The organism is Planifilum fimeticola, assembly GCF_003001905.1.
GTDB lineage: Bacteria > Bacillota > Bacilli > Thermoactinomycetales > DSM-44946 > Planifilum > Planifilum fimeticola.
In genome coordinates, this window is sequence record NZ_PVNE01000005.1 from 37,770 (window position 1) to 61,612 (window position 23,843).

The following is a 23,843-nucleotide window of genomic DNA, read 5'->3' on the forward strand; positions in this document are numbered from 1 at the left end:
AGTATATGAGCCCGATCGGAAAAATGTACGCGGCCAAGACGGGCACGGCCCGTCATATGTACTTCTGCATTTGCTGAATGGCCGCCTTTTCCAGGCGGGAGACCTGGGCCTGGGAGATCCCGATCTCCTCCGCCACTTCCATCTGCGTTTTTCCCTCAAAAAATCGCATGGATAAAATCGCCTTTTCCCGATCGTTCAGTTTGTTCATCGCTTCCCGGAGAGCAATCTTTTCCACCCAGTAAATATCCTTCTGCCGGTCATCGCTCAACTGGTCCATCACATAGATAGGGTCTCCCCCGTCCTGATAGATGGGTTCAAACAGGGAAACGGGATCCTGAATGGCATCCAGGGCAAACACCACCTCTTCCTTGGAGACCCCCATCGCTTCCGCAATCTCCATGATGGTCGGCTCACGGGAAAACCGGTTCGTGAGCGAATCCCGAACCTGCAGGGCCTTGTAGGCGATATCACGCAGGGAGCGGGACACGCGGATCGGGTTGTTGTCGCGGAGATAACGGCGAATCTCCCCGATGATCATCGGTACGGCATAGGTGGAGAATTTGACGTTCTGACCCAGATCGAAGTTGTCGATTGCTTTCATCAAGCCGATACAACCCACTTGAAACAGATCGTTGGCGTTTTCTCCCCGGTTGTTGAAACGCTGAATCACGCTGAGGACCAACCGAAGGTTGCCGTTTACCAGCTTTTCCCTGGCAGATCGGTCCCCGGCCTGGTATGCCCGAAACAATTCCCGCATTTGTTCATTGGTCAGTACCGGCAGTTTGGATGTATCCACTCCGCTGATTTCAACTTTGTTTCGCGCCATGGATAACCCTCCTCAGGGAAGCATTACTTGACAGTATCTCCTGAGGAGGGAAATTTATAATTCACCCGGAGAGGGTCAGACATTTACACCATTTTGTTAAATTCCTTGCGGAGCCGCTTAATAATTCTCTTTTCCAGCCTGGAAATGTAAGATTGGGAAATTCCCAAGAGATCGGCCACATCCTTCTGCGTCTTCTCCTCACCCCCGTTGAGTCCGAAGCGGAGTTCCATGATTTCCCTTTCCCTGTCCGACAATTTGTTGAGGGCGTCCCGGAGAATGGTGCGGTCCACTTCCTCTTCGATGTTTCGATAGATGATGTCGTCCTCCGTTCCCAACACATCCGAAAGAAGCAGCTCATTTCCGTCCCAGTCGGTGTTGAGGGGTTCGTCGAAGGAGACTTCGGAACGCACCTTGTTGTTGCGCCGAAGAAACATCAGGATCTCGTTCTCAATGCAGCGGGAGGCATAAGTGGCAAGCTTGATCTTCTTACTGGGATCAAAGGTGTTGACCGCTTTGATCAAGCCGATGGTTCCGATGGAAACCAGGTCTTCAATGTTGATCCCGGTATTTTCAAACTTCCGCGCAATATAGACAACCAGCCGAAGGTTGCGCTCGATCAGCATCCCCCGGACGGCCGCGTCTCCGCTCGGGAGCTTCTCCAGCAAAATCTCCTCTTCCTCCCGGGTAAGCGGCGGGGGAAGCGCTTCGCTCCCTCCGATGTAATAGATCTCTTCCCCCCTGAAACCCAAGATGATCAGGAGCCGGTACCAGAACAATTGGATGGCCAATTTCCACCTGACCAGCATCAATCCGACCTCCTTGTACAGTTTTCAGGGTTGGATCGCCCGAAGCTCAACCTACCGCCGGCAGGCAGGCGGGATGAATGATCGCATGATAACTGCCGTCTGAGGAAAGGCGACCGCTATCCAGACCGAGCAGCGCCCGCTCCACCTCGTGCCACACCCCGCCGGTGCAGATCATGATTCGATCAGGCTTCAGGGCGATCATCATGCCCCCGCGGCTTCCCGCCCCCCGGAAGGGGATGAGCCGGATCCGGGTCATCCACTCCTGCGGAAGGGAAGGCCAGTCGGAGGACCAATCCCCGTTTTGCGTATAAGCCACCAGCTCGTCGGGAAGGCACGGGGCGACAGCCCTCAATTCCACCATGATGACGGGCGTCCGCGTCAGGGGATCCCGGAGTTGGTTGCCCGTGTCGATCAAACCGGTGCATTCCAGGCTCTTTCCCCCCAGATCGATGGAGAGGGGAACCAGGAACTGATGAACGGCCTGCCGTTCCTGGAGAGAGCGGAAAGCGTGGCGCGTGTACAGCCAAACGATCGGAAAGGCAACCAATACGAACAGCCAGGAAACGGGAGAGCCCCATCCCGTGAATTGGGTGAAAAACACTCCTCCCTCCACCTGTCCGCTTCCGGTGACGAAGTAATGCAGGGCGAACATGGCCCCTCCCATCACAAAGGAAACCAGGTAAAACACCACGACGCTCCGCAAAAAGGCGACGGGAGAGGAAAAACCGAAGGCGGTCCATACCATGATCACCGAAACGAGCACCTTCAGCGGAAGGACGAAGGCGACGGAAAAGACCGGCCACAGGAGCATGACCGAATATCCCGCCCCGAGGGCGGACGCCAGCAGGATCCGCCACCATCTAGTGGGTTGACGGCGGATGGCCGAGGTCATCCACAGAATCAACCCGTCGACGCACAGGTTGAAGAGGAAGACCATGTCCGCATAGATGACCATCCACTGCCCCCCTTCTCCCGACAGCTTGGTGAAAACAGTATATTACAATCTATATTTCAAAGTCTGTCTAAACTTGCGTTAAAATCCAACTTTTTTCGTCGAACGTTGGGAGTAAAAAAACAGCGCCCGCCGATTTTCGGCGGGCGCGCCGGCGGGCTATTTTTTGCGCCGGGGATTGCGCAGGAAGGTGGGGATGTTCAGATCGTCATTTTCCGAATAGGAGGTGATGACCAACCCCTTGGAGGGTTTATCGTCCCGCACATCCATGTGCGGTTTTCTCCGCGGAGCCTCCTCCTGGTTTTTATGGTCAAAACCGGTGGCGATCACCGTCACGATGATCTCGTCCTTGAGATCCTCATTGATCACCGCCCCGAAAATCATGTTCACTTCCGGATCGGCGGCCGACGCGACGATGTCCGCCGATTCATTCACCTCATAGAGGCTGAGATTGGTTCCCCCGGTGATGTTCATCAGCACCCCCCGGGCCCCGTCAATGGAAGTCTCAAGCAGCGGGCTGCAAATGGCCTTTTTCGCCGCCTCCGCCGCCCGATTTTCGCCGGTGGCGGTGCCGATCCCCATCAGGGCCGATCCCCGCTCGGTCATGATCGTCTTCACGTCGGCAAAATCGAGGTTGATCAGCCCGGGAACCGCGATCAGATCCGAGATGCCCTGCACCCCTTGGCGCAACACATTGTCCGCTTCCCTGAAGGCCTCCAGCATCGGAGTATTTTTATCCACGATCTCCAGCAGGCGATCGTTGGGAATTACGATCAGGGTGTCCACCTTTTCCTTCAGGGCTGCGACGCCCTGCTCGGCCTGGAGCGAACGTTTTCTCCCTTCAAAGGTGAAGGGACGGGTGACGACTCCGACCGTGAGGGCCCCCAGCTCCCGGGCAATCGCCGCAATCTCAGGAGCGGCTCCTGTCCCTGTTCCTCCGCCCATTCCGGCGGTCACAAAGACCATATCCGCCCCCTTGAGAACATTTTCAATGCTTTCACGGCTTTCCTCCGCCGCTTTTTTGCCGATCTCCGGGTTTGCCCCGGCACCCAACCCTCTCGTCAGCTTTTCCCCGATCTGCAACTTGATCGGAGCCAAGGAGTTGTTGAGCGCCTGGGCATCGGTGTTGACGGCGATAAATTCAACACCCTGCACCCCCGCCTCGATCATCCGGTTGACAGCATTGCTGCCGCCCCCGCCGACGCCAATCACTTTGATTTGGGCAATTTGTTCCACATCCATATCAAACTCCAACATCGCATGTCCCTCCATTTTTGTCGATCTCCCGAAGTGTAAAGGATTGCTACTTCAGATGAACTCGCTCAACCATTTCTTCATCCGTTCCAGGGGTGAGGGACCCCGCTGACTCTTCTGCCGGGTGGGTTTTTCCGAACTGGAAGAAACCTGCCGGTTCAGCGGTCCCCTGAGAAGATAATGGACCATGCCCACCCCTCCCGTGAATGAGGGATCCTTGACACCCGCTTCCGTCGGGGTGGCGATGCGGACCGCCGGTCCAAGGGACTGATGTGCCACCGTCAACATGTGGGGAATCGACACCGCCCCACCCGTCAACACATAACCACCGGCTGGTTCACCGGAAAACCCGAGAGATTCGACCCTTTGACGAATCAGATGAAAGATCTCTTCCACCCGCGGTTCGATGATGTGAGCCAAATCGACTTGGCTTATTGTCTTTTCCCGGTTGCCGATGGACGAAACCGGAAATGTCACATCGCTTGAAGCGTGTTCGACGGACGCAACCCCGTATTTCCTTTTTAACTGCTCCGCCGTCTCCTTCTGGGTACGAAGTCCAATGGCGATGTCGTTTGTTATGTACTCCCCCCCAATCGGAACCACGGCGGTTGCGGCCAAATGACCCTGCTCAAAAATGGCGAGCGAGGTCGTTCCACCTCCGATATCCGCAAAGACGACACCCAGGTTCTTCTCGTCGGGAGAAAGGCAATATTCGCCGGCTGCAAGGGGAAGCAGGACTATTCCTGCAACTGTGAGGGAGGCTCGTTCCACACAACGCAAGACGTTGTGAATGATGGTCTTGGTGCCCGTGACGAGGATGGCATCCACTTCGAGACGAACGCCGATCATGCGGGAGGGATCCCGAATTCCCCTGAGGCCGTCGACGATGAACTGCTTCGGGACCACTTCGATGATGGCCCGCTCCGGCGGCAACGCAGTCATGCGCGAGGCCTCAAGGACCCGTTCGATGTCGTGACTTCCGATCTCTCGGCTTTCGCTGGAAACGGCGACAACTCCATGACTGGGCTGCAGAGAGATATGATCCCCGGAAATCCCCACGTACACGTCGGAGATGTCTATCCCAACCATTTGCTCCGCCTTGTCCACCGCTTCCTGGATGGACTCGACGGTATGGTCGATGTCGATGATCGCTCCCTTCTTCATCCCCCTGGAGATTGCCGAACCGATTCCGGCAATGTGCGATTTTCCGTTTTCAATTTCGGCCACGATCACTCGTACATTGGATGATCCGATATCTAATGTGGCGATGTAATCTCCGCGCAAATGATGGGCACCTCCTTGCCCGAAAGTGGTGGTGGAAAATGGGGAGGCGTTTCCCAAAGGGGGGACAAGGGAAACTTTCGCTGGTTCATGTATTCAACACCGGAAAGGGTTTCCCCTCTTTCTATCCCTATTTTTTGTTTAAAAGTCCGTAAACAGGTAAAAATTGCCCGCCTACTCCCCTCCCCGTCGTTCCGGAACAAAGCGAATCGAGTCGATGAGATAAAGCGTTCCTGGAGGATGGTGGCGAAAGTCGGAGTACAACTCCATTTTCTTATGAAACTCCTTGATTCTCAACCGGACTTCGTGCCCCCATCGCGTATGGACGCGAACCACGTCGCGATAGACCGGATCCACTCCGGGACGGATCTCGGAAATCTCCTCCAGCCTGTTCCGGGGCAGGAGCCCCAATTCCCGGGCCAATGCCGCCCCTTCCTCCATTTTCGATCCCCAATCGGAAAGGACCGGTACGGAAGGCGGCCGCTCCCCCCAAGGGCGCTTCGTCAAAAACCGACCGTTGGCGAGAACGGGAACCAGCTTGTCCTCCTGCTTCCAGAGGGCAACCTGACGGCTTTCCCTGATGCGGATTCGGATCGTCCCCGGGAAGGACTTGTCCACCGTCGCATCGTCGATTTCAGGCATATCCTCGAGGACCTGTTCCGCCCTTCGGGCATTCCATCGAAAAAAAGAAGCCCCCTTTTTCAGGCGGATTTCATCCAGGATTTCCTGTTTGCTCAGCAAACGATTTCCTTCAATGACGATTGTTTCCACTTTTCCCAATGGAGAGTGCAAAAAAAAGGCGATCAACAGCGAGGTGAAAAAAAGAAGGGTGAAGGGAACGGCCCATCGGGACGGGGGAGGGTTCTGCCCGGGAAGTTCCCGGTAAGGCGGCACCCGATCGTCCATTGCGCATTTTCCCCCTTTGCCCCATTCTGCCACAGGGGCAACGCTGCGGCTTTTCCCCAGCTTAATTCAAAAAAACGGAAATTGTCAAGCCCGCCCAGGGCACAAAAAACAGCTGCACGTAGCGTGCCGCTGTGTCAATCGGAATCGGAACGAGAATTTCGGTAAATTCTTCCTCCCAGGGAACTTAGCATTTCTTCCAATCCTTCATATCCCCGGTCAATGTGTTGAACGCCGCCGACCCGGGTGACTCCCCTCGCGGACAGGCCCGCGACCACCAGAGCCGCTCCCGCCCGCAGATCGGTCGCTTCCACATCCGCACCGGTCAGATGGGGAACCCCGCGAATCCAAACGGTATTGCCTTCCACCGTCAAGTCGGCTCCCATACGTGCCAACTCGCTGACATGCTTCAGTCGGGCGTCGAAGATCCGCTCGCAAATGACGCTGGTCCCATCCGCCAGGCAGAGGAAGGCCATCATTTGCGGCTGCATGTCGGTGGGAAAACCGGGATAGGGCTGGGTTTCGATCCGTCCCACCGCCCGGTGGCGGCCGTCGGATCGAATGCGGATCGCATCCCCGTCGGGGCTGACGCTCACACCCGCCTTGTTCAGCAGGTGTAGGGTGTAACGGAGATGATCGGGAATCGTGTTGGTCAGCGTCACCTCGCCCCCCGCAGCCGCCGCAGCCACGGCCAGGGTTCCGGCAACGATGCGGTCCGGGATGATTTCGTGGGAAGCGGGGTGAAGCTCCCGAACCCCATGAATGATGATCGTGTCCGTCCCGGCCCCTTGGACATCCGCACCCATCCGGTTCAAAAAGGACTGGAGATCGACAATCTCCGGCTCCCGCGCGGCGTTGCGGATCACCGTCGTGCCCTCCGCCTTCACCGCCGCCAGCATGACATTTTCCGTGGCTCCCACGCTGGGAGTTTTAAAGTGAATCGTCGCCCCGGTCAATTTGCTGGCGGAACAGCGGATCAGGCCGTCCTTCTCCTCAATATGCGCCCCCAAGCTCTGCAAACCGTAGAGATGGAGATCGATGGGACGGCTGCCGATGGCGCATCCTCCCGGACGAGTCACGCTCACTTCCCCCAACCGGGACAGCAGCGGCCCCATCAGAAAGATGGAAGAACGCATCTGACGCATCAAAACATCGGGAATGTGACAGGTCCGCAGCGTGGATGCATCCACCTGGATCCGGGTTCCGGCCCTCGAAAAGCGGGCGCCCAGCGCTCCCAAAATGCGGCCCATCACTTCGATGTCCTTCAACCGGGGAACATCGTGAATTTCATGAATGCCTCCGGTCAGAAGCGTGGCAGCCAGGATGGGCAGGGCCGCGTTTTTGGCACCATGGATGCGGACCGTTCCGTACAGAGGTTTTCCGCCTTCAATGACAAATTGTTCCAATGTTCCACCCCCGTTTACAAATCCGCCGTCAGCCCCCTCCCAAACGGCCCAGGATCGCAAGGCAAGCGCAGCTGATCCCCCCTTGATGGGGGTGGACAGAACAACCCTTTTCGGTGCAATGAGAGGCACATGCAGCGATGCTCATCCTGCAGGCTTCGGTTCATGTCTTCGACATTGTACCGAATTCTGGTTGGCATACCCCTGAGTCTTCACTGTTCCCCGGTTTTCAGGAGTGGGGAGCGTCGGCCTCGCCCACCACTTGCACTTCCGTCTTTAACCTCACACCGAATCGCTCTTCAACGGTACGGACGATGTGGTCGATCAACGCCAGCACGTCCGTTGCCGTGGCTTGCCCGCGATTGATGATGAAGTTGGCATGCTGGGTCGACACTTCGGCATCTCCTACGCGATAACCCTTCAGTCCCGATGCCTCGATCAGACGCCCAGCATGATCGCCCGGTGGATTGCGGAAGACGCTTCCCGCGCAGGGATATTGAAGGGGTTGAGTTTGCTTGCGCCGGTCCCTGTAACGGGCCATTTCAGAGGCGATTTTTTGAGGATCTCCGTAGGCCAGCTGAAAGGATGCTTCCGTGACAATCCCCTGCACTTTTCCTTGCAACACGGACGTTCGATAGCGGAACCCCAACTCCTCCTTGCTGAAAACGACCCGTTCCCCCGTACCCAGGATCATCTCTGCAGAAGTTAAAACCCGGGAGGTTTCGGACCCGTGGGCGCCGGCGTTCATGCAAACGGCGCCCCCCACCGTGCCGGGAATTCCTTCGGCGAACTCCAGCCCGGTCAAGCCCTGTCGCGCCGTCTGACGCGACAGCTTGATCAGCGAACAGCCCCCACCTGCGACAACCCGGGTGCCATCAATCGAGAGACCGTCCAGTCCCTCTCCGATCTTGAATACGACACCGCGGATTCCACCATCCCGGACCAACAAGTTGGAACCGCGTCCGATCACCCGCCACGGAAGTCCGTGTTTGCGGACGATGTGCATCGCCCGTTCCAGTTCCTCTTTGCTTCGGGGATAGATGAAGAGGTCGGCAGGCCCTCCTACTCTCCACGTGGTGTGTTGGGACAAAGGTTCATCGACGCGAACATCCCTTACCCCTGCATCAATCAATTCCCGGACGATCGGTTTCACCGGCGTGCCCCCCTTCGCGTTCCCCCTGCGGGATCCATTGAATCGAGCGCGGTTTACGATATTTTATGCCCCGCATCGCTTTTTGTGACGAAAGCCCATTGGGACCGAGTCCAATTTTGCCCCTAGCGGCAGATCCTTTCCAATTCATCCACCAACACCTCCGCCGCCTTCGGCCGGCCGAGAATTTTGGCCTGATCCCCCATCGAACGGAGTTTCAACGGATCCTTCATAATGTCCGAAATCTCTCTCCACAGATTTTCTGCCGTGCATTCCTTCTCCAGAATCACTCGCGCGGCACCCTGCTCTTCCAGCCAGCGGGCGTTGGCTTCCTGGTGATTGTTGGTCACATAGGGTGAGGGTATCAATATGGAGGGAATGCCGAGGGCGGTCAATTCGGCGAGAGTGGAGGCACCCGCCCGGCCGACCACCAACGAAGTGGTTGCCAAGACATCCGGCATATCGTAGATGAACGGCACCACCCGGAGATTTCCGGGAGCTCGTCCATCCAGCCTGCGCTGGATCTCCTCGAAGTGAATCTCACCGGTTACGTAAACAAAATGAACGTCCGGAAGCTCCTCCATCCGCGGAACCATTTGCATTACCGCCTCATTGATCGGGCGGGCGCCCCGGCTTCCTCCGACAAAGAGAACGATCGGCTTGTCGGAACCTTCGAGTCCCAAGGATTTTCTGCCCTTTTCGGCATCTCCGTGAATCACTTCGGTCGCCCGGGGATTTCCCGTGTGGACGAGGCGTTTCGCATGTTCCAGATAGGCTTCGGAACTGGAAAAGCTCACGGCGGTGACATCGGCATATCGCGCCAAAAATCGCGTGGTCAGGCCCGGAACAACGTTCTGTTCATGGATCAGGGTGGGAATGTCCAGGCGATGGGCGGCAAAAACCGCCGGACCGCTGACGTAACCCCCCGTTCCGACGACCACGTCCGGACGGAACTCCCTGAGAAGCTCCTTGGAACGCTTCACTGCCCGCACGAATTTGCTGACCGTGCGCAGATTGTCCAAGGAAAGCGATCGCTTGAAACCCTGGATCTTCACGGTGTAAAAAGCAATATCCCCCGAGCGGGGAACGATCCGGGCCTCCAAACCGTTCTCGGTGCCGATGTAGGCGATCTTCACGTCGGGATAACGCCTGCGTACGGCATTGGCAACAGCCAATGCGGGATAGATATGTCCACCCGTTCCTCCGCCGGAAAGCAAGATTCTCTTCATGACGATCCCCCATATTCTTTTAATCGGGAAGGGCGCCTCGATTGTTTCCCCGCTTTTCAGCCAATCGCTTCGAAGCGGCGAGAGGGGGTGAGGCATTCCCTCGGAACGCCCCTTGCGGAAAACGTCCTTTTCTCCTCTTCTAACGAATCGTTCGGGAGAGGTTGAGCAGAATGCCGGCCCCTGTCAGCGTCAAAATGAGAGACGACCCTCCGTAGCTGAGAAAAGGAAGGGTGATTCCCGTGATGGGAAAGGCTCCGGTCACCACTCCGATATTGATGATGGCCTGGATGGCGATCATCGCCGACACCCCGACGGCCAACAACGCGCTGAAGCGATCCGGTGCGGCGATGGCCACCCTGAGGCCCCGCCAAACCAGCACGGCGAACAGGAGGATCACCGTGCCGGCGCCCAAAAAACCCAACTCCTCGGCCAAAATGGAAAAAATGAAATCCGTGTGAGGCTCAGGCAAATAGAGGTGTTTCTGCCGGCTCATCCCCAACCCGAGGCCGAACAACCCTCCGGGACCGACCGCATAGAGGGATTGAATCACCTGATAGCCCGCTCCCAGGGGATCCTGCCACGGATTGAGGAAGGCGGCGATCCGCTGGATCCGGTACGGAGCGGCCAGCACGAGCCCCGCAAAGCCGGCCAGCCCCACCATGGCCAAACCGATCAGGTGCTTCATGCGGGCACCGGCGCAAAAGATCATCACAATGCCCGTTCCCACGAGCACCGCTCCGGTCCCCAGATCCGGCTGCAACATGATCAATCCGAACGCGGCTCCAATGACGGAAAGGGGTAAAAGCAGACCGCGGAAAAAGGAATGGAGGCGAGAGGCATTTTCCGAGAGATAGCGGGCCAGAAAGGCGATCATGCCCAGTTTGGTAAATTCCGACGGCTGGATGCTGAAGGCGCCGATCCCCAGCCAACTGCGGGCGCCGTTGCGCAGTATCCCCACTCCCGGGATCAGCACCACCAACAACAGGAGAAAACATAAAAGAAGACCCGGTTTGGCCCACCTGACAAACAGCTTCGGATCGACCTGGGCGGTGAGGAACATCAGAAAAACGCCCACGGCCGCAAACAGAAGCTGCCTCTTGGCGTAATACAAACTGTCCCCGTAATTGTGATGAGCATAGGCGGCGCTGGCGCTGTATACCATGATCACCCCGATGGTCACCAAAAGCAGAATGGCGATGATGATCACGAAATCCGGAGACGTCCGATTTTTGGACATGGGCGTTTCACCTCTCGGAACGGGTTGGTCAAGCTTTCTTTACCAACCTATGCACCGCCTCCTTAAAAATGTCGCCCCGTTCCTCGAAAGAGGTGTAAAGATCCCAACTGGCGCATGCGGGGGACAACAGAACGACATCCCCTTCATCGGCCATTCGTCGCGCCAGTTCGACCGCCTCCATCACATCTTTCGCCGCCCGGCGCCTGGAAACGCCCGCCTCCTCCGCCCGTTTCAGCAGGCGGGGACCCGCTTCTCCGTAGGCGACCACCCCTTTGACGCGCCGGGCCAGATGGGGGACCAATTCGGCAAAATCGTCCCCCCGGTCCAAACCTCCGGCAATCCACACGATCGGTTCCGAAAAGGACTCCAGGGCCCGAATGGCCGCCTGGGCGTTGGTCGCCTTGGAATCGTTGATATAGCGGACACCCTCCACGGTTCCCGCGTATTCCAGTCGATGGGGAACCCCGCGAAAGGTTCGGAGCCCTTCGATCATTCCCTCCTCAGGACAGCCGCAGGCGGAAGCGATCGTCACGGCGGCGAGGGCGTTTTCCAGGTTGTGCACCCCCGGCAGGGAGAGCTCCTCCACGGAGAGGAGAGTTCTTTCCTCTCCCTCCGACGTGCGCAACACCATCCATCCCTCCCGCACAAAAGCCCCGCACGGAACCTCCGACCGCCGGCTGAACCACCGCACGCGGGCCTCCAGCCGGGAGGCCATTTCCCGAACGGTGGGGCAGTCCCGGTTGAGGATGGCCTCATCTGCGGCGGTCTGGTTTTGAAAAAGCCGCATTTTGGAGGCGATGTAATCCTCCATCGTTCCGTGGTAATCCAGGTGGGCGGGAACGATGTTGAGGAGCGCGGCCACCCGGGGGTGAAAGGTTTCCGTCCCCTTCAACTGAAAACTGCTCAGCTCCACCACCAGCCACTCCTCGGGCTTCGCCTCACCGACCAGCTCGGACAGGGCACGCCCGATATTGCCCGCCACCCGGGCCTTCAAGCCGCCGGTGCTCAGCATGTGACCGACCAACGAGGTGGTGGTCGTCTTCCCGTTGGAGCCAGTGATGGCCGCAATGGGCGACGGAATCATTTGCGCGGCGATCTCCACTTCCGTCACGACGGGAATCCCCCGCCGGATCGCCTCCCTGACGGGAGGAACCCGGTAGGGAATCCCCGGATTCTTGACGAGGAGATCCACGTCCCCGTCCAAAAGGTTTGGCGGATGGCCCCCGAGAATCACCCGGATACCCATCCGCTCCAGTTCCTCCGCTTCAGGACAATCCGACCGCTGCTTCCGGTCGTTGACCAAAACCTTCGCCCCGAGGGAATGAAGCAGTTTTGCCGCCGCAATGCCGCTTTTGGCCATTCCGAGGACGACGACGGAACGGCCCTCCCACCGGACCGGGGACGAGCTCATCGGAGAAACACCTCCAGGTAGATGCCCAGCCCGGCGAAAAGAAATCCGACAAACCAGAAGGTGGTGACGACGCGCCACTCGGACCAGCCGCCCAGTTCAAAATGGTGGTGCAGCGGACTCATGCGAAACACCCGCTTGCCCCGGAGTTTGAAGGAAGTCACCTGAATCATCACCGACAGCGCTTCGAGAACGAACACGCCGCCGATCACGAGCAACAGGAGCTCCGTCTTGGTGATCACCGCCAAGGCCGCCAGACCTCCTCCCAGGGCCAGGGAGCCGGTATCTCCCATGAACACCTTGGCCGGGTGGGCGTTGAAGACGAGAAATCCGAGCAGCGCCCCGACCACCGCCGCAGAAAAAATGGCTACCGTATAATTGCTCTGAACCAGACCGATGACGGCATAGGCCCCATAAGCGATCGCCGCCGTCCCCGCCAAAAGGCCGTCCAACCCGTCGGTCAGGTTGACAGCGTTGGAAGAACCGATCATCATCAACATCAACAGCGGCAGATACAGCCAGTTGAGCCAGAATTCCAGGTCCGTTCCGGGGATGTGAATGGTGGAAATGGCGTTCCAATCCCCCTCGATCACCCGGACTTTCAGCAGAACCCAGAAGAGGACCAATCCGATGAACAGTTGTCCCAGCAGCTTTTGCCTGGCGGTCAGTCCCAGATTCCGCTTCATCACCACTTTGATGTAGTCGTCAAGAAAACCGATGATCCCGTAACCCAACGTGGCGAAGAGAAGGAAGAACAAGTCGGCGTTCACCATTTCAAGTTCAATCAAATTGGTGAAAGGAAGCGCCGTCAGGACGATGGACGTGAGGATGATCGTGCCGCCCATCGTGGGTGTCCCCGCCTTCTTCAGGTGTGCCTTCGGTCCCTCTTCTCGGATGCTCTGCCCGAATTTGAGCCTCTTCAGAATGGGTATGAACATCGGTCCCAAAAAGACGCCGATGAAAAATGCCACCAATATCGTGATAAGTATAATCCGGATATCCATCATGTCCCCGACGACTCCCTTTTCATTAAATCCTGCACGACCCGCTCCAGGCGGACCATCCGGGAGGCCTTCACCAGAAGCAACACGTCTTCGTTTCCCTGGTCCCTCAACGTTGTCACCGCATCCTCCGGCGAAACAAAATGCTCCACCCGAATCCCCTTCCCGGCCTCCTTCGCCCCTTCGGCAACCCATTTTCCCCGGTCGCCGAAAGTATACACTCGCCGGACGCCTTTTGCAACGGCATACCGGCCGATTTCCCGGTGATAACGCTCTTCTTCCGCCCCCAATTCCGCCATGTCGCCGAGCAACACCCACTTTTCCTTCTCCGGCTCCAGGTCCGCGAGCCAATCGATGGCGGCGCGGACCGAAGTGGGGCTGGCATTGTAAGCGTCATTGATGATGCGCATTCCGTTTTCCGCGACGACCGTCTCCAACCGCATCCCTGCGGGGCGGACGCGCCGGAGACCTTCGGCGATCGCCTCCTCCGAAAGGCCCAGAGAGCGGCCGACGGCCGCCGCCATCAATGCATTGAGGGCGTTGTGCCTGCCGGGAAGGAACAACTCAAATCGGGTCCCGTACGCCGCCGAACGAAAGGAGATCCCTTCCTCGGATACGGAAAGCTCCTCGGGGAAGTCATCGTTTTCCCTCCCCCAGCCGATGCGGACCACCTTTCGGGACTCCGGACGGATTCGCTCGGTGAGGAGGGGTTCGTCCCCGTGAATGATCAGCGTACCCTCCTCCGACATCCCTTCCCGGATTTCCAGCTTGGCCTCGGCAATTCCCTCCCGGCTGCCCAAAAACTCCAGGTGAGCATCGCCGACGTTGGTAATCACCCCGATATCGGGGGCTGCCAACCGGGAGAGAAGAGCGATCTCACCCCGGTGGTTCATTCCCATTTCCACCACTGCCGCTTCCGCATCCGGGGGAGCGGAGAGCAGGGTAAGGGGCAACCCGATGTGGTTGTTCAGATTCCCTTCGGTCTTATGTACACGGTACCGGGAAGACAAGACGCCTGAGATCAGCTCCTTGGTCGTCGTTTTTCCGTTGCTTCCGGTGACACCGACCACCGGAATCTCCCATTCCCGGCGAACCGCCGCAGCCAGCTCTTGAAGGGCCTTCAGGGTGTCATCCACCAGGATGAGGGGAATGGGTGAAGGTTCGGGATGCGGGTGATCCCGCTGCCAGAGGGCGGCCGCCGCCCCCTGCTTTACGGCATCGGCCAAAAAATCGTGTCCATCGAAACGAGTGCCGATGAGGGGAACAAACAATCGGTTGGTCATCGGCATCCGCGTGTCGGTGGAAACGCCGTCCACCAACAGATGACGGTCGGAAACGGAACCGATCCAGTCTCCCCCCACCCGCTTTTGAATCCAATGACAAGTTTCTTGCATCACGCGGCCTCCCAAGCAAATCTTGCGCCACTCATCCACGCCGGCCCCGGGCGCGAAGGGCCTCACGGGCTACCTCCCGGTCGTCAAAATCGTAGCGGACACCCTTGATTTCCTGATAGGTCTCGTGCCCTTTTCCGGCGATCAGCACCACGTCTCCGGGAGCAGCGCGATCCACGGCGTAGCGGATGGCTTCCCGCCGATCCACCAGGGTGACGGTCCGCTTCCGCATCTCCCCGTCAAGCCCCTCCGTCATATCGGCGATAATCGCCTCGGGATCCTCGGAACGGGGATTGTCTGAAGTAAGGATGACCACGTCGCTGTGCTCTGCGGCGATCCGGGCCATCCGGGGCCGCTTGCTCCGGTCCCGGTCCCCGCCGCATCCCACGACGCAATATACGGATCCGCGGGCAAACCCGCGTATCGTCACGAGCACATTCTGCAAACTGTCCGGCGTGTGGGCATAATCGACCAATACGGTAAAGGGTTGCCCTTCGTCCACCTTCTCAAAGCGCCCGGCCACCCCGGGGACCGCCTCGAGACTGCGTTTGATCGCCTCCAGGGATACCCCTTCAGCCAGGGCGACGGCCGCCGCGGCCAGCGCATTGTATACGCTGAACTTTCCCACCAGTTGAAGCCGGACATCGATCGATCCGCGAAAAGAGCGCAGGGTGAAGAAGGTTCCCTCGCCGCGGATTTGAATGTTTTCCGCCCGGACATCCGCGGGCCGCTCGATGCCGTAGGTGATCACCTGCTGAGGGGTGATCCGGGCAAAATAGGCGGATGCCTCGTCATCCGCATTCAGCACCGAATACCGGGTTTTTTCGGGCTCATCGGAGAATCGGTTCCCCATTTGGCTGAACAGCAAGCCCTTGGCTTCCCGGTACTTCTCCATCGTCTCGTGGTAATCGAGATGGTCCTGGGTCAGATTGGTAAAAACCGCTGCATGAAACTCGCAGCCCCGGGTGCGACCGAGATCAAGAGCGTGGGAGGATGCTTCAATCACCGCATAACGACATCCTTCATCGCACATCATGCGAAAACTCCGCTGCAGGTCAACCACATCCGGCGTCGTATTCCGGACAGGATAGGATCGATCGCCGATGCGCATATGAATCGTACCGATCAGTCCTGCGGGTGTTCCCCTGTCATTCAGGATGGTCTGTATCAGGTGAGCGGTGGTCGTTTTGCCGTTGGTCCCGGTCACTCCGATCAGCTTCAGCTCCCGCGTAGGATGGCGGTAAAAGGTGGCGGCCAAGACGGCCATCGCGCGCCGGGTGTCGGGCACCCGCACCACCGGGACGGGCACGTTCACCGTCTCCTCCACCACGACGGCGGCGGCACCCCGCTCGACCGCTTCGGGCAGATACCGGTGGCCGTCGACCGTAAACCCGCGCAATGCGATGAACAGATCTCCGGGCCGAACGCGGCGGGAATCCGTCTCCATCCCCCGGATCTCGACCCCGGAATCTCCCGTCACCTCTTTCAGCAGGAGCGGTCGGATCAATTCCTTCAGTCTCATCGCTGTCCTCCTCAACGCTGCCCTTCCCACCATTATGCCCGCGAAAAAACGGGGAAAGACACGATAAATGCCAGGTTTCCTCCTGGCAGGGATGGCTTTTTTCACACTCCCTATTTTAATCTCCTTTCGTGGTTTTGTCACCCAAATAGATTCGAATCGGCGTCCCCTTTTTCACCCGCTGCCCAGGCTTCGGAAGCTGGTTGATCACCACTTTCCCCTTCCCGACCACCTCCAGCGGCTCGGAAAAAAGGCTGGTGCGGATGTCATCCACATGCTCCCCGATCAGATCGGGAACGGTCACGTAGGGCTCCTCCGTCGGCACCGATTCGGGAGGGATTTGGTCCTTCCGCTTTTTCACTCCCAGATAACGCAAAGAGTCGTCAAGAATGTTTCGCACGATCGGCGCGGCCACCACGCCGCCGAACTGCACGCCCTTCGGGTTGTCCACGGCGACGTAAACCACGATCCGCGGATCATCCGCCGGAGCAAACCCGATGAAGGAGACAATGTGGTTGTTGGGCAGGTAGCGGCCGTTCGGTCCGACCTTTTGCGCCGTACCGGTCTTTCCCCCCACCCGGTATCCGTCGATGAACGCCCTGCGCCCCGTCCCTTTGGCCACGACACTCTCCAGGGCGCGCCGCACCTCCCGGGAGGTCTCCTCCGAGATCACCCGCCTTTTCATCCGGGGAGGAATCTCCTTCACAACCTTCCCGGTCTTCGGATCGATCCACCCCTTCGCCAGATGCGGTTCCATCAATTTCCCCCCGTTGATCGCCGCGGAGACAGCGGTCACCTGCTGGATGGGGGTCACCGACACCCCCTGGCCGAAGGAGGTGGTTGCCAGCTCCACCGGACCGATCCGATCCGGAGCGAACAGGATTCCCCGCGCCTCTCCGCTCAAATCGATCCCCGTCTTTCGCCCGAAGCCGAACTGGCGGATGTATCGAAACAGGGTATCCTTTCCCAGCCGTTGACCCAGGCTGACAAAACCGGGGTTGCAGGAATTTTCGACCACTTCCAGGTAGGTTTGGCTGCCGTGCCCCCCGCTCCTCCAACAGCGCAAGCGCGCGCCGCCCACTTCCGCATAACCCGGATCGAAAAAGCTGTCCTTCAGATCCACCTTGTTTTCCTCCAAAGCCGCCGCCAGTGTGATGATCTTGAAGGTGGATCCGGGCTCGTAAGTTTTCCAGATCGGCAAATTTCGGTTATAAATCTGGGGGTCGGTGTCCTGATAGCGGTCGGGACGGAAGGTGGGACGGCTGCTCATCCCGAGAATCTCCCCCGTCCGGGGATCCATGGCGATGGCCAAGGCATTCTCCGGCTGATATTGGGCCATGGCCTGATCCAGCTCCCGCTCCAACACCGATTGGATCGTCCGGTCGACGGTCAGCATCAGTTCCATTCCGTCTTGGGGCGGCGTATACCTGTCATTTCCGCCGGGGAGCTTTTCCCCTTTGGCGTTGGCGGAAAAGGAGACGTATCCCGGAGTGCCCGACAGCTGTTCATCGTACACCAGCTCGATGCCGGACAATCCCTGGTTGTCGATTCCGGTAAAGCCCAGGAGATGAGCTGCCAGGGAACCGTGGGGATAATGGCGCTTGCTGTCCTCAACAACGACAATTCCCGGCAGGCGAAGGCCCTGGATTTTCCGCGCCAGCTCCTCCGAGATTTTCCTCCCTTCCGGGGAAAGGCGGACAATCATCTCGCGCTTGGTGATCTTGCGATAGATCTCCTGCTCGGAGGCCTGGAGCAAACGGGCCAACGTGCGGGCCGTCTCCGCGGGATTCTTGATCTGTGCAGGAATGGCCATGACCGAAGGAGCGCTCACATTATCGACGAGTACATCGCCGTTCCGGTCCACAATCCTTCCCCTTTGGGGCTCAAAGGGAATATTCCGCGTCCACAAATCCTGCGCGCGCTCCACCAGCCAGTCCCCATGGATCAGCTGCACATAGGCCAATCGTCCGAAGAGAGCAAGAAAAACCAGAGTCATCACCAGAAGTGCGGCAAACAGACGCCTGCGCACGAAGGAATGGGGTACGCGCAACCGTTTCTCCCCCTTTTAATTGCAGTCCCCTTATTGCACCATATTCTTCGGAACGGGCAGTTAGAACAAGCTCCCCTTCGGAAGCCGGGACGCCGTCCTCCGGTTGACCCGTCGGGGACCTTCCATTTCCCGGACGCTGCGCTCTCATCCATTTCCCGCCATGAAAAAAGGGATTTCTCCGTCGGGAGAAATCCCTTTGAAACGATCATACCATTTCAGTCCAAGTTTACCCTTTCATCCAGAGAGGAAAGTTGGGGTTTGATTCGCAAAGCCTTCAAAGTTCCCTGCAAAATTTCCCGGGCAACCGGGGCGGCGACCGTTCCCCCCGAGACCGAGCCGCTCTCCGCCGACGGTTCGTCGAGGGCCACATAAACCACCACCTGCGGGGACTCCGCGGGAGCAAAACCGACGAAGGATACGAAATGCCGGTCGGAGGCGTATCCCCCGTCGTTTTTCGGCTTTTGCGCCGTCCCCGTTTTCCCGGCCACCGTGTACTCCTTGAGCGCCGCCTCGGAGCCGGTGCCCTGCTCCACCACACCGGTCAAAATTTGTCGGACCTGGGCTGCGGTCTCCGGTGAAATCACCCGTTCGGTCACTTTCTTCGGTTTGTACTCCGTCAGCTTTCCCGTCTGCGGATCCCGAACCGCTTTGACCACGCGGGGTTTATACAGGGTCCCGCCGTTGGCGACGGCGGAGACGGCCATCACCTGTTGGATAGGAGTTACGGCAATCCCCTGTCCGAAGGAGGTGGTGGCCAGTTCGGACTCGTAAAGCCGGCGGCCGAAGAAATACCCCTTCGCCTCGGCGGGCAGATCGATCCCCGTCTTTCGGCCGGCGGAGTCGGTGATCCGCCCGAAGCCGAAGCGTTCGATATATCCGATCAGCCGGTCCTGCCCCAGGCGCTGTCCCAACAGCACAAAGGCGACGTTGCTCGATTGATACACCCCTTCCCGGTAGGTGATCTCCCCCCAACCCCGGCCTCCGTTCCAATCGCGAATCAAGCGCCCTCCCACCCGGATCGACCCGGATTGAAAGGTCTGTTCCGGATGGAACACCCCCTCTTCGATCGCCGCGGCCAAAGTGACGATCTTGAAGGTGGATCCGGGCTCGTACACGTTGCTGATGGCAATGTTGACGTCGTTCACGCCCGTCTCCAGGGTGGTGGCGTACCGTTCGGGATCAAAGGTGGGACGGTTGGCCATCGCCAACACATCGCCGTTCCGGGGATTGACGACGATCGCCGTCGCTCCCTTGGCACGGTAACGATCCATCGCCTGATCCAGTACCCGCTCCACATGAAACTGGATTTCGCGGTCCAGGGTGAGAATCAGGTCCTCGCCGTGCCGGGGAGGGCGGAATTCCTCCGGCCCGTCGGAAAAACGGATGCCCTTTGCATCCTTTTTGAAGCGAATCTCCCCCGGTTCCCCCTTCAGCTGATCGTTGTAACGCTGCTCCACTCCCCCGACTCCGCTGTTGTCCAGATTGACGAAGCCGAGGACGTGGGCCGCGAGGTTCCCTTCCACATACTGCCGTCCCACTGTGGGGATGGCGTAGATGCCCTCCAGCTTCAAATCCATGACCTGCTTCTGAACATCCCGGGAAACCTTGTAGGTACCCCCGCCCATCAGCTTCACGTGCCTGAGCCCCTTGTTGCTCAGTTTCCGATACAGGTCATCTCGGGGAATGTTCAGAATGGGCGACAATTTTTCGGCCGCCTTCTTCGGATCTTCCACCTGAGTCGGATCGGCGGCGATGATATATTTCACGATGTCCCGCACCAGGGGCTCGCCGTTCCGGTCGGTGATCGAACCCCGGCTCGGCTCGATCAGCTCTTCCTTCTCCCAAATCTTTTCCGCTCTTTTGCGAAGGTCGGAGGCCTCCACCGTCTGGATCCACAACAGACGAAGGGTGATCGATAAGGCCAATCCCACGATCAACAAACAGACCAACAGGATACGAAACTTGATGGTCTTCCGGTTTCCCTCCATCTCGACGACTCCCTTCATCCCCGCTTATCCCGGTCCGCCTGTTCGCTCAGGTTTTTCCGGTCGCCGGATGAGGGAAAGGGCTTCACATTTTCCGCCGGCACCATGCCTTTCATCTCCGCAAACCGGCGAATCCGTTCCCCGCTGCTCAGCATGTTCTTCTCCGCTTCCAGCTGCCGGTTGATCTCCTGGACCCGCTTTGTTTGTTCTTCCACTTTTTGAATTTCCACATTAAGTTCGGTCACTTCCGCATATTGGGAAATCACCAGGGCGGCCAACGCGACGCATACTACCACGCTGAACAAATACAACAGTTTCTCGCTGGCGGGCAATCCCCTCGCCTGCAGAAGCCGCCTTCTCTTTCTTTCGACAGCGGTCTCTTCAAAAGCGACCGCTCTGGCGGCGCTTCCCCGGTTCTCCATCATCTTTGACCCTCCTATATCTTTTCAGCGATGCGCAATTTCGCCGATCGGGCCCGCGGATTTTGTTCAACCTCCCGCGGCGAGGGGAGAATCGGTTTTTTTGTCACCGATCGGAGAAATGGACGCTGATCGCAAACGCAAACGGGAAAATCCGAAGGACAGATGCACCCCCGTTCTCCTTCCTGAAAGGCCCGCTTGCAGATGCGGTCCTCCAGCGAATGAAAGGTGATCACACAAATTCGTCCGCCCGTACGAAGCCGTTGGATCGCCTGATCCAGGGCCGAGGAAAAGGCCTCCAGCTCATCGTTGACGGCGATGCGAATCGCCTGAAACGAACGGCGTGCGGGATGAGGTCCGCTGCGCCGGGCAGGAGCGGGAATCGACTCCTTGACGATTTCCGCCAGCTCCCGGGTCGTTCGGATGGGGGTGTGTCTTCGTCGTTCGACAATGCGGGCGGCAATCCGGCGGGCGAAGCGCTCCTCGCCGTATTGCGACAAAATTCGGGCAATCTCCTTTTCCGGCCATGTGTTGACGAGATCATAGGCCGTGAAATCGCGATCGGGATCCATTCTCATGTCCAGGGGAGCATCCCGGTGATAGCTAAAGCCCCGTTCCTCCTGATCCAATTGGGGGGAAGAGACTCCCAGGTCAAACAAAAATCCGTCCGCTTCATCAATCTGAAGCTCGTCCAGGATTTCCCCCAGGCGGCGGAAATTGCTCCGGACCAAACGGATCCGGCATCCGGCTCCGGCCAACCGCTCTTTGGCGGCGTCCAGCGCTTGAGGATCCTGATCGATGCCGATCAACAGTCCGCCGGGGCCGAGGCGATCGGCGATCAGCAGGCTGTGCCCCCCTCCCCCGAGGGTGCAATCCACATAGATCCCCTCTGGGCGGACATTCAAGCCGTCCACGGCTTCTTCTCTCAGTACCGTCTCATGGCGGAACAACGGCGTTCCCCCTTACAGTTCCACGTCGAAGTCGACCAGCTTTTCTGCGATTTCATTGAAGGATTGTTCCGAGCTCGCGTAGTAGGATTCCCAATTGTCCCTGCTCCAAATCTCCACACGGTTGGAAACGCCGATCACGACACATTCCTTTTCCAGCTTGGCAAACTCGCGAAGGTGTGCGGGGAGGCTGATGCGCCCCTGTTTGTCCAGTTCCACTTCGATCGCTCCGGAAAAGAAAAAACGCGTGAAGGCTCGGGCATCTGCCCGGGTAAACGGAAGGGACTTCAGTTTCTGTTCGAGGAGAGACCATTCCGACCGGGGATAGGCGAAGAGACAGTGGTCCAGACCACGGGTGACGACAAAGGAGGCGCCCAAACCTTCCCTGAATTTGGAAGGGATGATTAAACGCCCTTTATCGTCAAGGGAATGCCGGTATTCCCCCATGAACATTCCGCTGTCTCCCCTTCCCCCCACTTTCCCCCACTTTCCACCACACTGTAAATTATACCACATGCATACCAAAAAATCCTGCCTCACGAAAACGATAAAATCGGAGGCCGCGTCCGGCGCCGCAGACCCGCGCGCAAAGAAAAAAGACTGCTGACACGCGTCAGCAGTCTCCGCTTCAGGAGGAAAAGGGAAAGGTCCATGCCGGAACTCGGTGAAACCTCTCCCGCCGTCGGTGTATCCGCCTCAAACCTTCCAGCTGGCCAGATACTCCTCCTGCTCCTCCGTCAGATCATCGATCCGGATGCCGAGGGATTCCAGTTTGTAACTGGCCACTTGCTCGTCCAGGTGATACGGCACGTCGATGACCCGTCGGCCGATTTTCTCGTGGTTGTCGTTGACGTACAACAGGCAGAGGGCCTGCAGGGCGAAGGTCATATCCATGATTTCGGCGGGGTGTCCGTCTCCGGCCACCAGGTTGACCAGACGGCCGTCGCAAAGCAAATACAGTTTCCTGCCGTCCTCCATCTCGTATTCGGTGATGTATTTCCGCACCACCCGCTTGGAGACAGCCGCCTCTTCCAGGGCGACTTTGTCGATTTCCACGTCGAAATGGCCGGCGTTGGCCAGGATGGCTCCGCTTTTCATCAGCGGGAAGTGCTTCTCGTTGATGACGGAACGGTTCCCTGTAACCGTGATGAAAAAGTCTCCCAGAGGCGCGGCTTCCTCCATCGGCATGACGGAAAATCCGTCCATGTGGGCTTCGGTCGCCTTGATCGCGTCCACCTCGGTGACGATGACCCGGGCGCCCAGCCCCTTGGCGCGCATCGCCACGCCGCGCCCGCACCATCCGTAACCGACGACGACTACCGTTTTCCCCGCGACGACGAGGTTGGTCGTCCGGTTGATGCCGTCCCACACCGATTGGCCGGTGCCGTAACGATTGTCGAAGAGGAACTTGGAATAGGCATCGTTGACGGCCACCATCGGAAATTGCAATTCACCGGATTTCTCCAGGGCCCGGAGCCGCAGGATCCCAGTGGTCGTCTCCTCGCAACCGCCCAACACCTGATCCAGAAGATCCGGGCGCTCCCCGTGCAGGATGCCGACCAGATCGCCGCCATCATCGATAATCAGTTCCGGGCGGGTCTCCAGGGTGAGAATCAGGTGTTCCTTGTACTCCTCCGGAGTCGGATTGTATTTGGCAAATACGGTGATTCCCGATTCCACCAGAGCTGCCGCCACATCATCCTGGGTGGAAAGCGGGTTGCTGCCGGTGATCGCCACCTCCGCCCCGGCATCCCGCAGGAGTTCCGCCAGACAAGCGGTTTTTGCCTCCAGGTGTAGGGAGATCGCCACTCGCTTGCCCTTCAGCGGCTTCTCCTGAATCAGCTGTTCACGAATGCGTCTCAATACCGGCATATGATCCCAGGCCCAATCCATCTTCAGCCGACCCTGGGGAGCCAGACTCAGGTTTCGTACCACGCTTTTTTCGGCACTCATCCATATCCCCCTCGCATCGCGAAATCGTAATGCTGTTAGTAATGCTTTTATTCGAACGCCCCGATGATCCCTTGTCGACAGGCGGGGCATGGGTCTATCCATCCGAAGGATCGGAACAAATCGACATCA

20 protein-coding genes are annotated in these 23,843 nt (G+C 58.4%); all 20 read right to left on the bottom strand.

Annotation, left to right across the window (positions count from 1 at the left end):
* Positions 1-52 precede the first annotated feature (52 nt).
* Positions 53-826, bottom strand: a complete 774-nt coding sequence (gene sigG / locus CLV97_RS04550) for an RNA polymerase sporulation sigma factor SigG (protein WP_106344350.1) — start codon at positions 824-826, stop codon at positions 53-55.
* Positions 827-909: 83 nt separating this feature from the next.
* Positions 910-1,632 (bottom strand): RNA polymerase sporulation sigma factor SigE, encoded by a 723-nt coding sequence (gene sigE, locus CLV97_RS04555; protein WP_106344351.1) that lies wholly within the window; start codon positions 1,630-1,632, stop codon positions 910-912.
* A gap of 46 nt (positions 1,633-1,678) precedes the next feature.
* Positions 1,679-2,587 carry a sigma-E processing peptidase SpoIIGA gene (gene spoIIGA, locus CLV97_RS04560; protein ID WP_106344352.1) on the bottom strand — a complete coding sequence of 303 codons (909 nt, stop codon included), beginning with the start codon at positions 2,585-2,587 and terminating at the stop codon, positions 1,679-1,681.
* A gap of 156 nt (positions 2,588-2,743) precedes the next feature.
* Positions 2,744-3,841 (bottom strand): cell division protein FtsZ, encoded by a 1,098-nt coding sequence (ftsZ, locus tag CLV97_RS04565; RefSeq protein ID WP_106344353.1) that lies wholly within the window; start codon positions 3,839-3,841, stop codon positions 2,744-2,746.
* A gap of 51 nt (positions 3,842-3,892) precedes the next feature.
* Positions 3,893-5,122 (bottom strand): cell division protein FtsA, encoded by a 1,230-nt coding sequence (ftsA, locus tag CLV97_RS04570; protein WP_106344354.1) that lies wholly within the window; start codon positions 5,120-5,122, stop codon positions 3,893-3,895.
* A gap of 171 nt (positions 5,123-5,293) precedes the next feature.
* Positions 5,294-6,025, bottom strand: a complete 732-nt coding sequence (locus tag CLV97_RS04575) for a cell division protein FtsQ/DivIB (protein WP_106344355.1) — start codon at positions 6,023-6,025, stop codon at positions 5,294-5,296.
* Between the two features lie 134 nt (positions 6,026-6,159).
* Positions 6,160-7,428, bottom strand: a complete 1,269-nt coding sequence (murA, locus tag CLV97_RS04580) for a UDP-N-acetylglucosamine 1-carboxyvinyltransferase (RefSeq protein WP_106344356.1) — start codon at positions 7,426-7,428, stop codon at positions 6,160-6,162.
* Between the two features lie 226 nt (positions 7,429-7,654).
* Positions 7,655-8,578, bottom strand: a complete 924-nt coding sequence (murB, locus tag CLV97_RS04585; RefSeq protein WP_106344357.1) for a UDP-N-acetylmuramate dehydrogenase — start codon at positions 8,576-8,578, stop codon at positions 7,655-7,657.
* 122 nt (positions 8,579-8,700) lie between these two features.
* A complete protein-coding gene (gene murG / locus CLV97_RS04590; protein ID WP_106344358.1) occupies positions 8,701-9,804 on the bottom strand; it encodes an undecaprenyldiphospho-muramoylpentapeptide beta-N-acetylglucosaminyltransferase in 1,104 nt (367 codons plus the stop codon).
* A 139-nt stretch (positions 9,805-9,943) separates the two neighbouring features.
* Positions 9,944-11,041, bottom strand: coding sequence for a stage V sporulation protein E (gene spoVE / locus CLV97_RS04595; protein ID WP_106344359.1), 1,098 nt, complete (start codon positions 11,039-11,041; stop codon positions 9,944-9,946).
* A gap of 28 nt (positions 11,042-11,069) precedes the next feature.
* Positions 11,070-12,452, bottom strand: coding sequence for a UDP-N-acetylmuramoyl-L-alanine--D-glutamate ligase (gene murD, locus CLV97_RS04600; protein ID WP_106344360.1), 1,383 nt, complete (start codon positions 12,450-12,452; stop codon positions 11,070-11,072).
* On the bottom strand, positions 12,449-13,453 hold the full coding sequence (gene mraY, locus CLV97_RS04605) for a phospho-N-acetylmuramoyl-pentapeptide-transferase (RefSeq protein ID WP_106344452.1): 1,005 nt from the start codon (positions 13,451-13,453) through the stop codon (positions 12,449-12,451). The genes murD and mraY overlap by 4 nt, the downstream gene beginning before the upstream one ends.
* Positions 13,453-14,844, bottom strand: a complete 1,392-nt coding sequence (locus CLV97_RS04610) for a UDP-N-acetylmuramoyl-tripeptide--D-alanyl-D-alanine ligase (protein WP_106344453.1) — start codon at positions 14,842-14,844, stop codon at positions 13,453-13,455. Before CLV97_RS04610 ends, mraY begins: the two co-directional genes overlap by 1 nt.
* A gap of 31 nt (positions 14,845-14,875) precedes the next feature.
* On the bottom strand, positions 14,876-16,363 hold the full coding sequence (locus CLV97_RS04615) for a UDP-N-acetylmuramoyl-L-alanyl-D-glutamate--2,6-diaminopimelate ligase (protein WP_106344361.1): 1,488 nt from the start codon (positions 16,361-16,363) through the stop codon (positions 14,876-14,878).
* 115 nt (positions 16,364-16,478) lie between these two features.
* Positions 16,479-18,410 carry a stage V sporulation protein D gene (locus CLV97_RS04620; RefSeq protein WP_106344362.1) on the bottom strand — a complete coding sequence of 644 codons (1,932 nt, stop codon included), beginning with the start codon at positions 18,408-18,410 and terminating at the stop codon, positions 16,479-16,481.
* Between the two features lie 215 nt (positions 18,411-18,625).
* Positions 18,626-20,416, bottom strand: a complete 1,791-nt coding sequence (locus CLV97_RS04625) for a peptidoglycan D,D-transpeptidase FtsI family protein (protein WP_106344363.1) — start codon at positions 20,414-20,416, stop codon at positions 18,626-18,628.
* A complete protein-coding gene (gene ftsL / locus CLV97_RS04630; protein ID WP_106344364.1) occupies positions 20,413-20,820 on the bottom strand; it encodes a cell division protein FtsL in 408 nt (135 codons plus the stop codon). The genes CLV97_RS04625 and ftsL overlap by 4 nt, the downstream gene beginning before the upstream one ends.
* An 11-nt stretch (positions 20,821-20,831) precedes the next feature.
* Positions 20,832-21,764: a 16S rRNA (cytosine(1402)-N(4))-methyltransferase RsmH gene (gene rsmH / locus CLV97_RS04635; RefSeq protein ID WP_106344365.1), complete on the bottom strand. Its 933-nt coding sequence runs from the start codon at positions 21,762-21,764 to the stop codon at positions 20,832-20,834.
* A 12-nt stretch (positions 21,765-21,776) separates the two neighbouring features.
* Entirely contained in the window at positions 21,777-22,214 is a 438-nt protein-coding gene (gene mraZ, locus CLV97_RS04640; RefSeq protein ID WP_106344366.1) for a division/cell wall cluster transcriptional repressor MraZ, read from the bottom strand.
* A 243-nt stretch (positions 22,215-22,457) separates the two neighbouring features.
* Complete coding sequence (locus CLV97_RS04645) at positions 22,458-23,714, bottom strand: adenosylhomocysteinase (RefSeq protein ID WP_106344367.1); 1,257 nt, start codon at positions 23,712-23,714, stop codon at positions 22,458-22,460.
* Between the last annotated feature and the right edge of the window lie 129 nt (positions 23,715-23,843).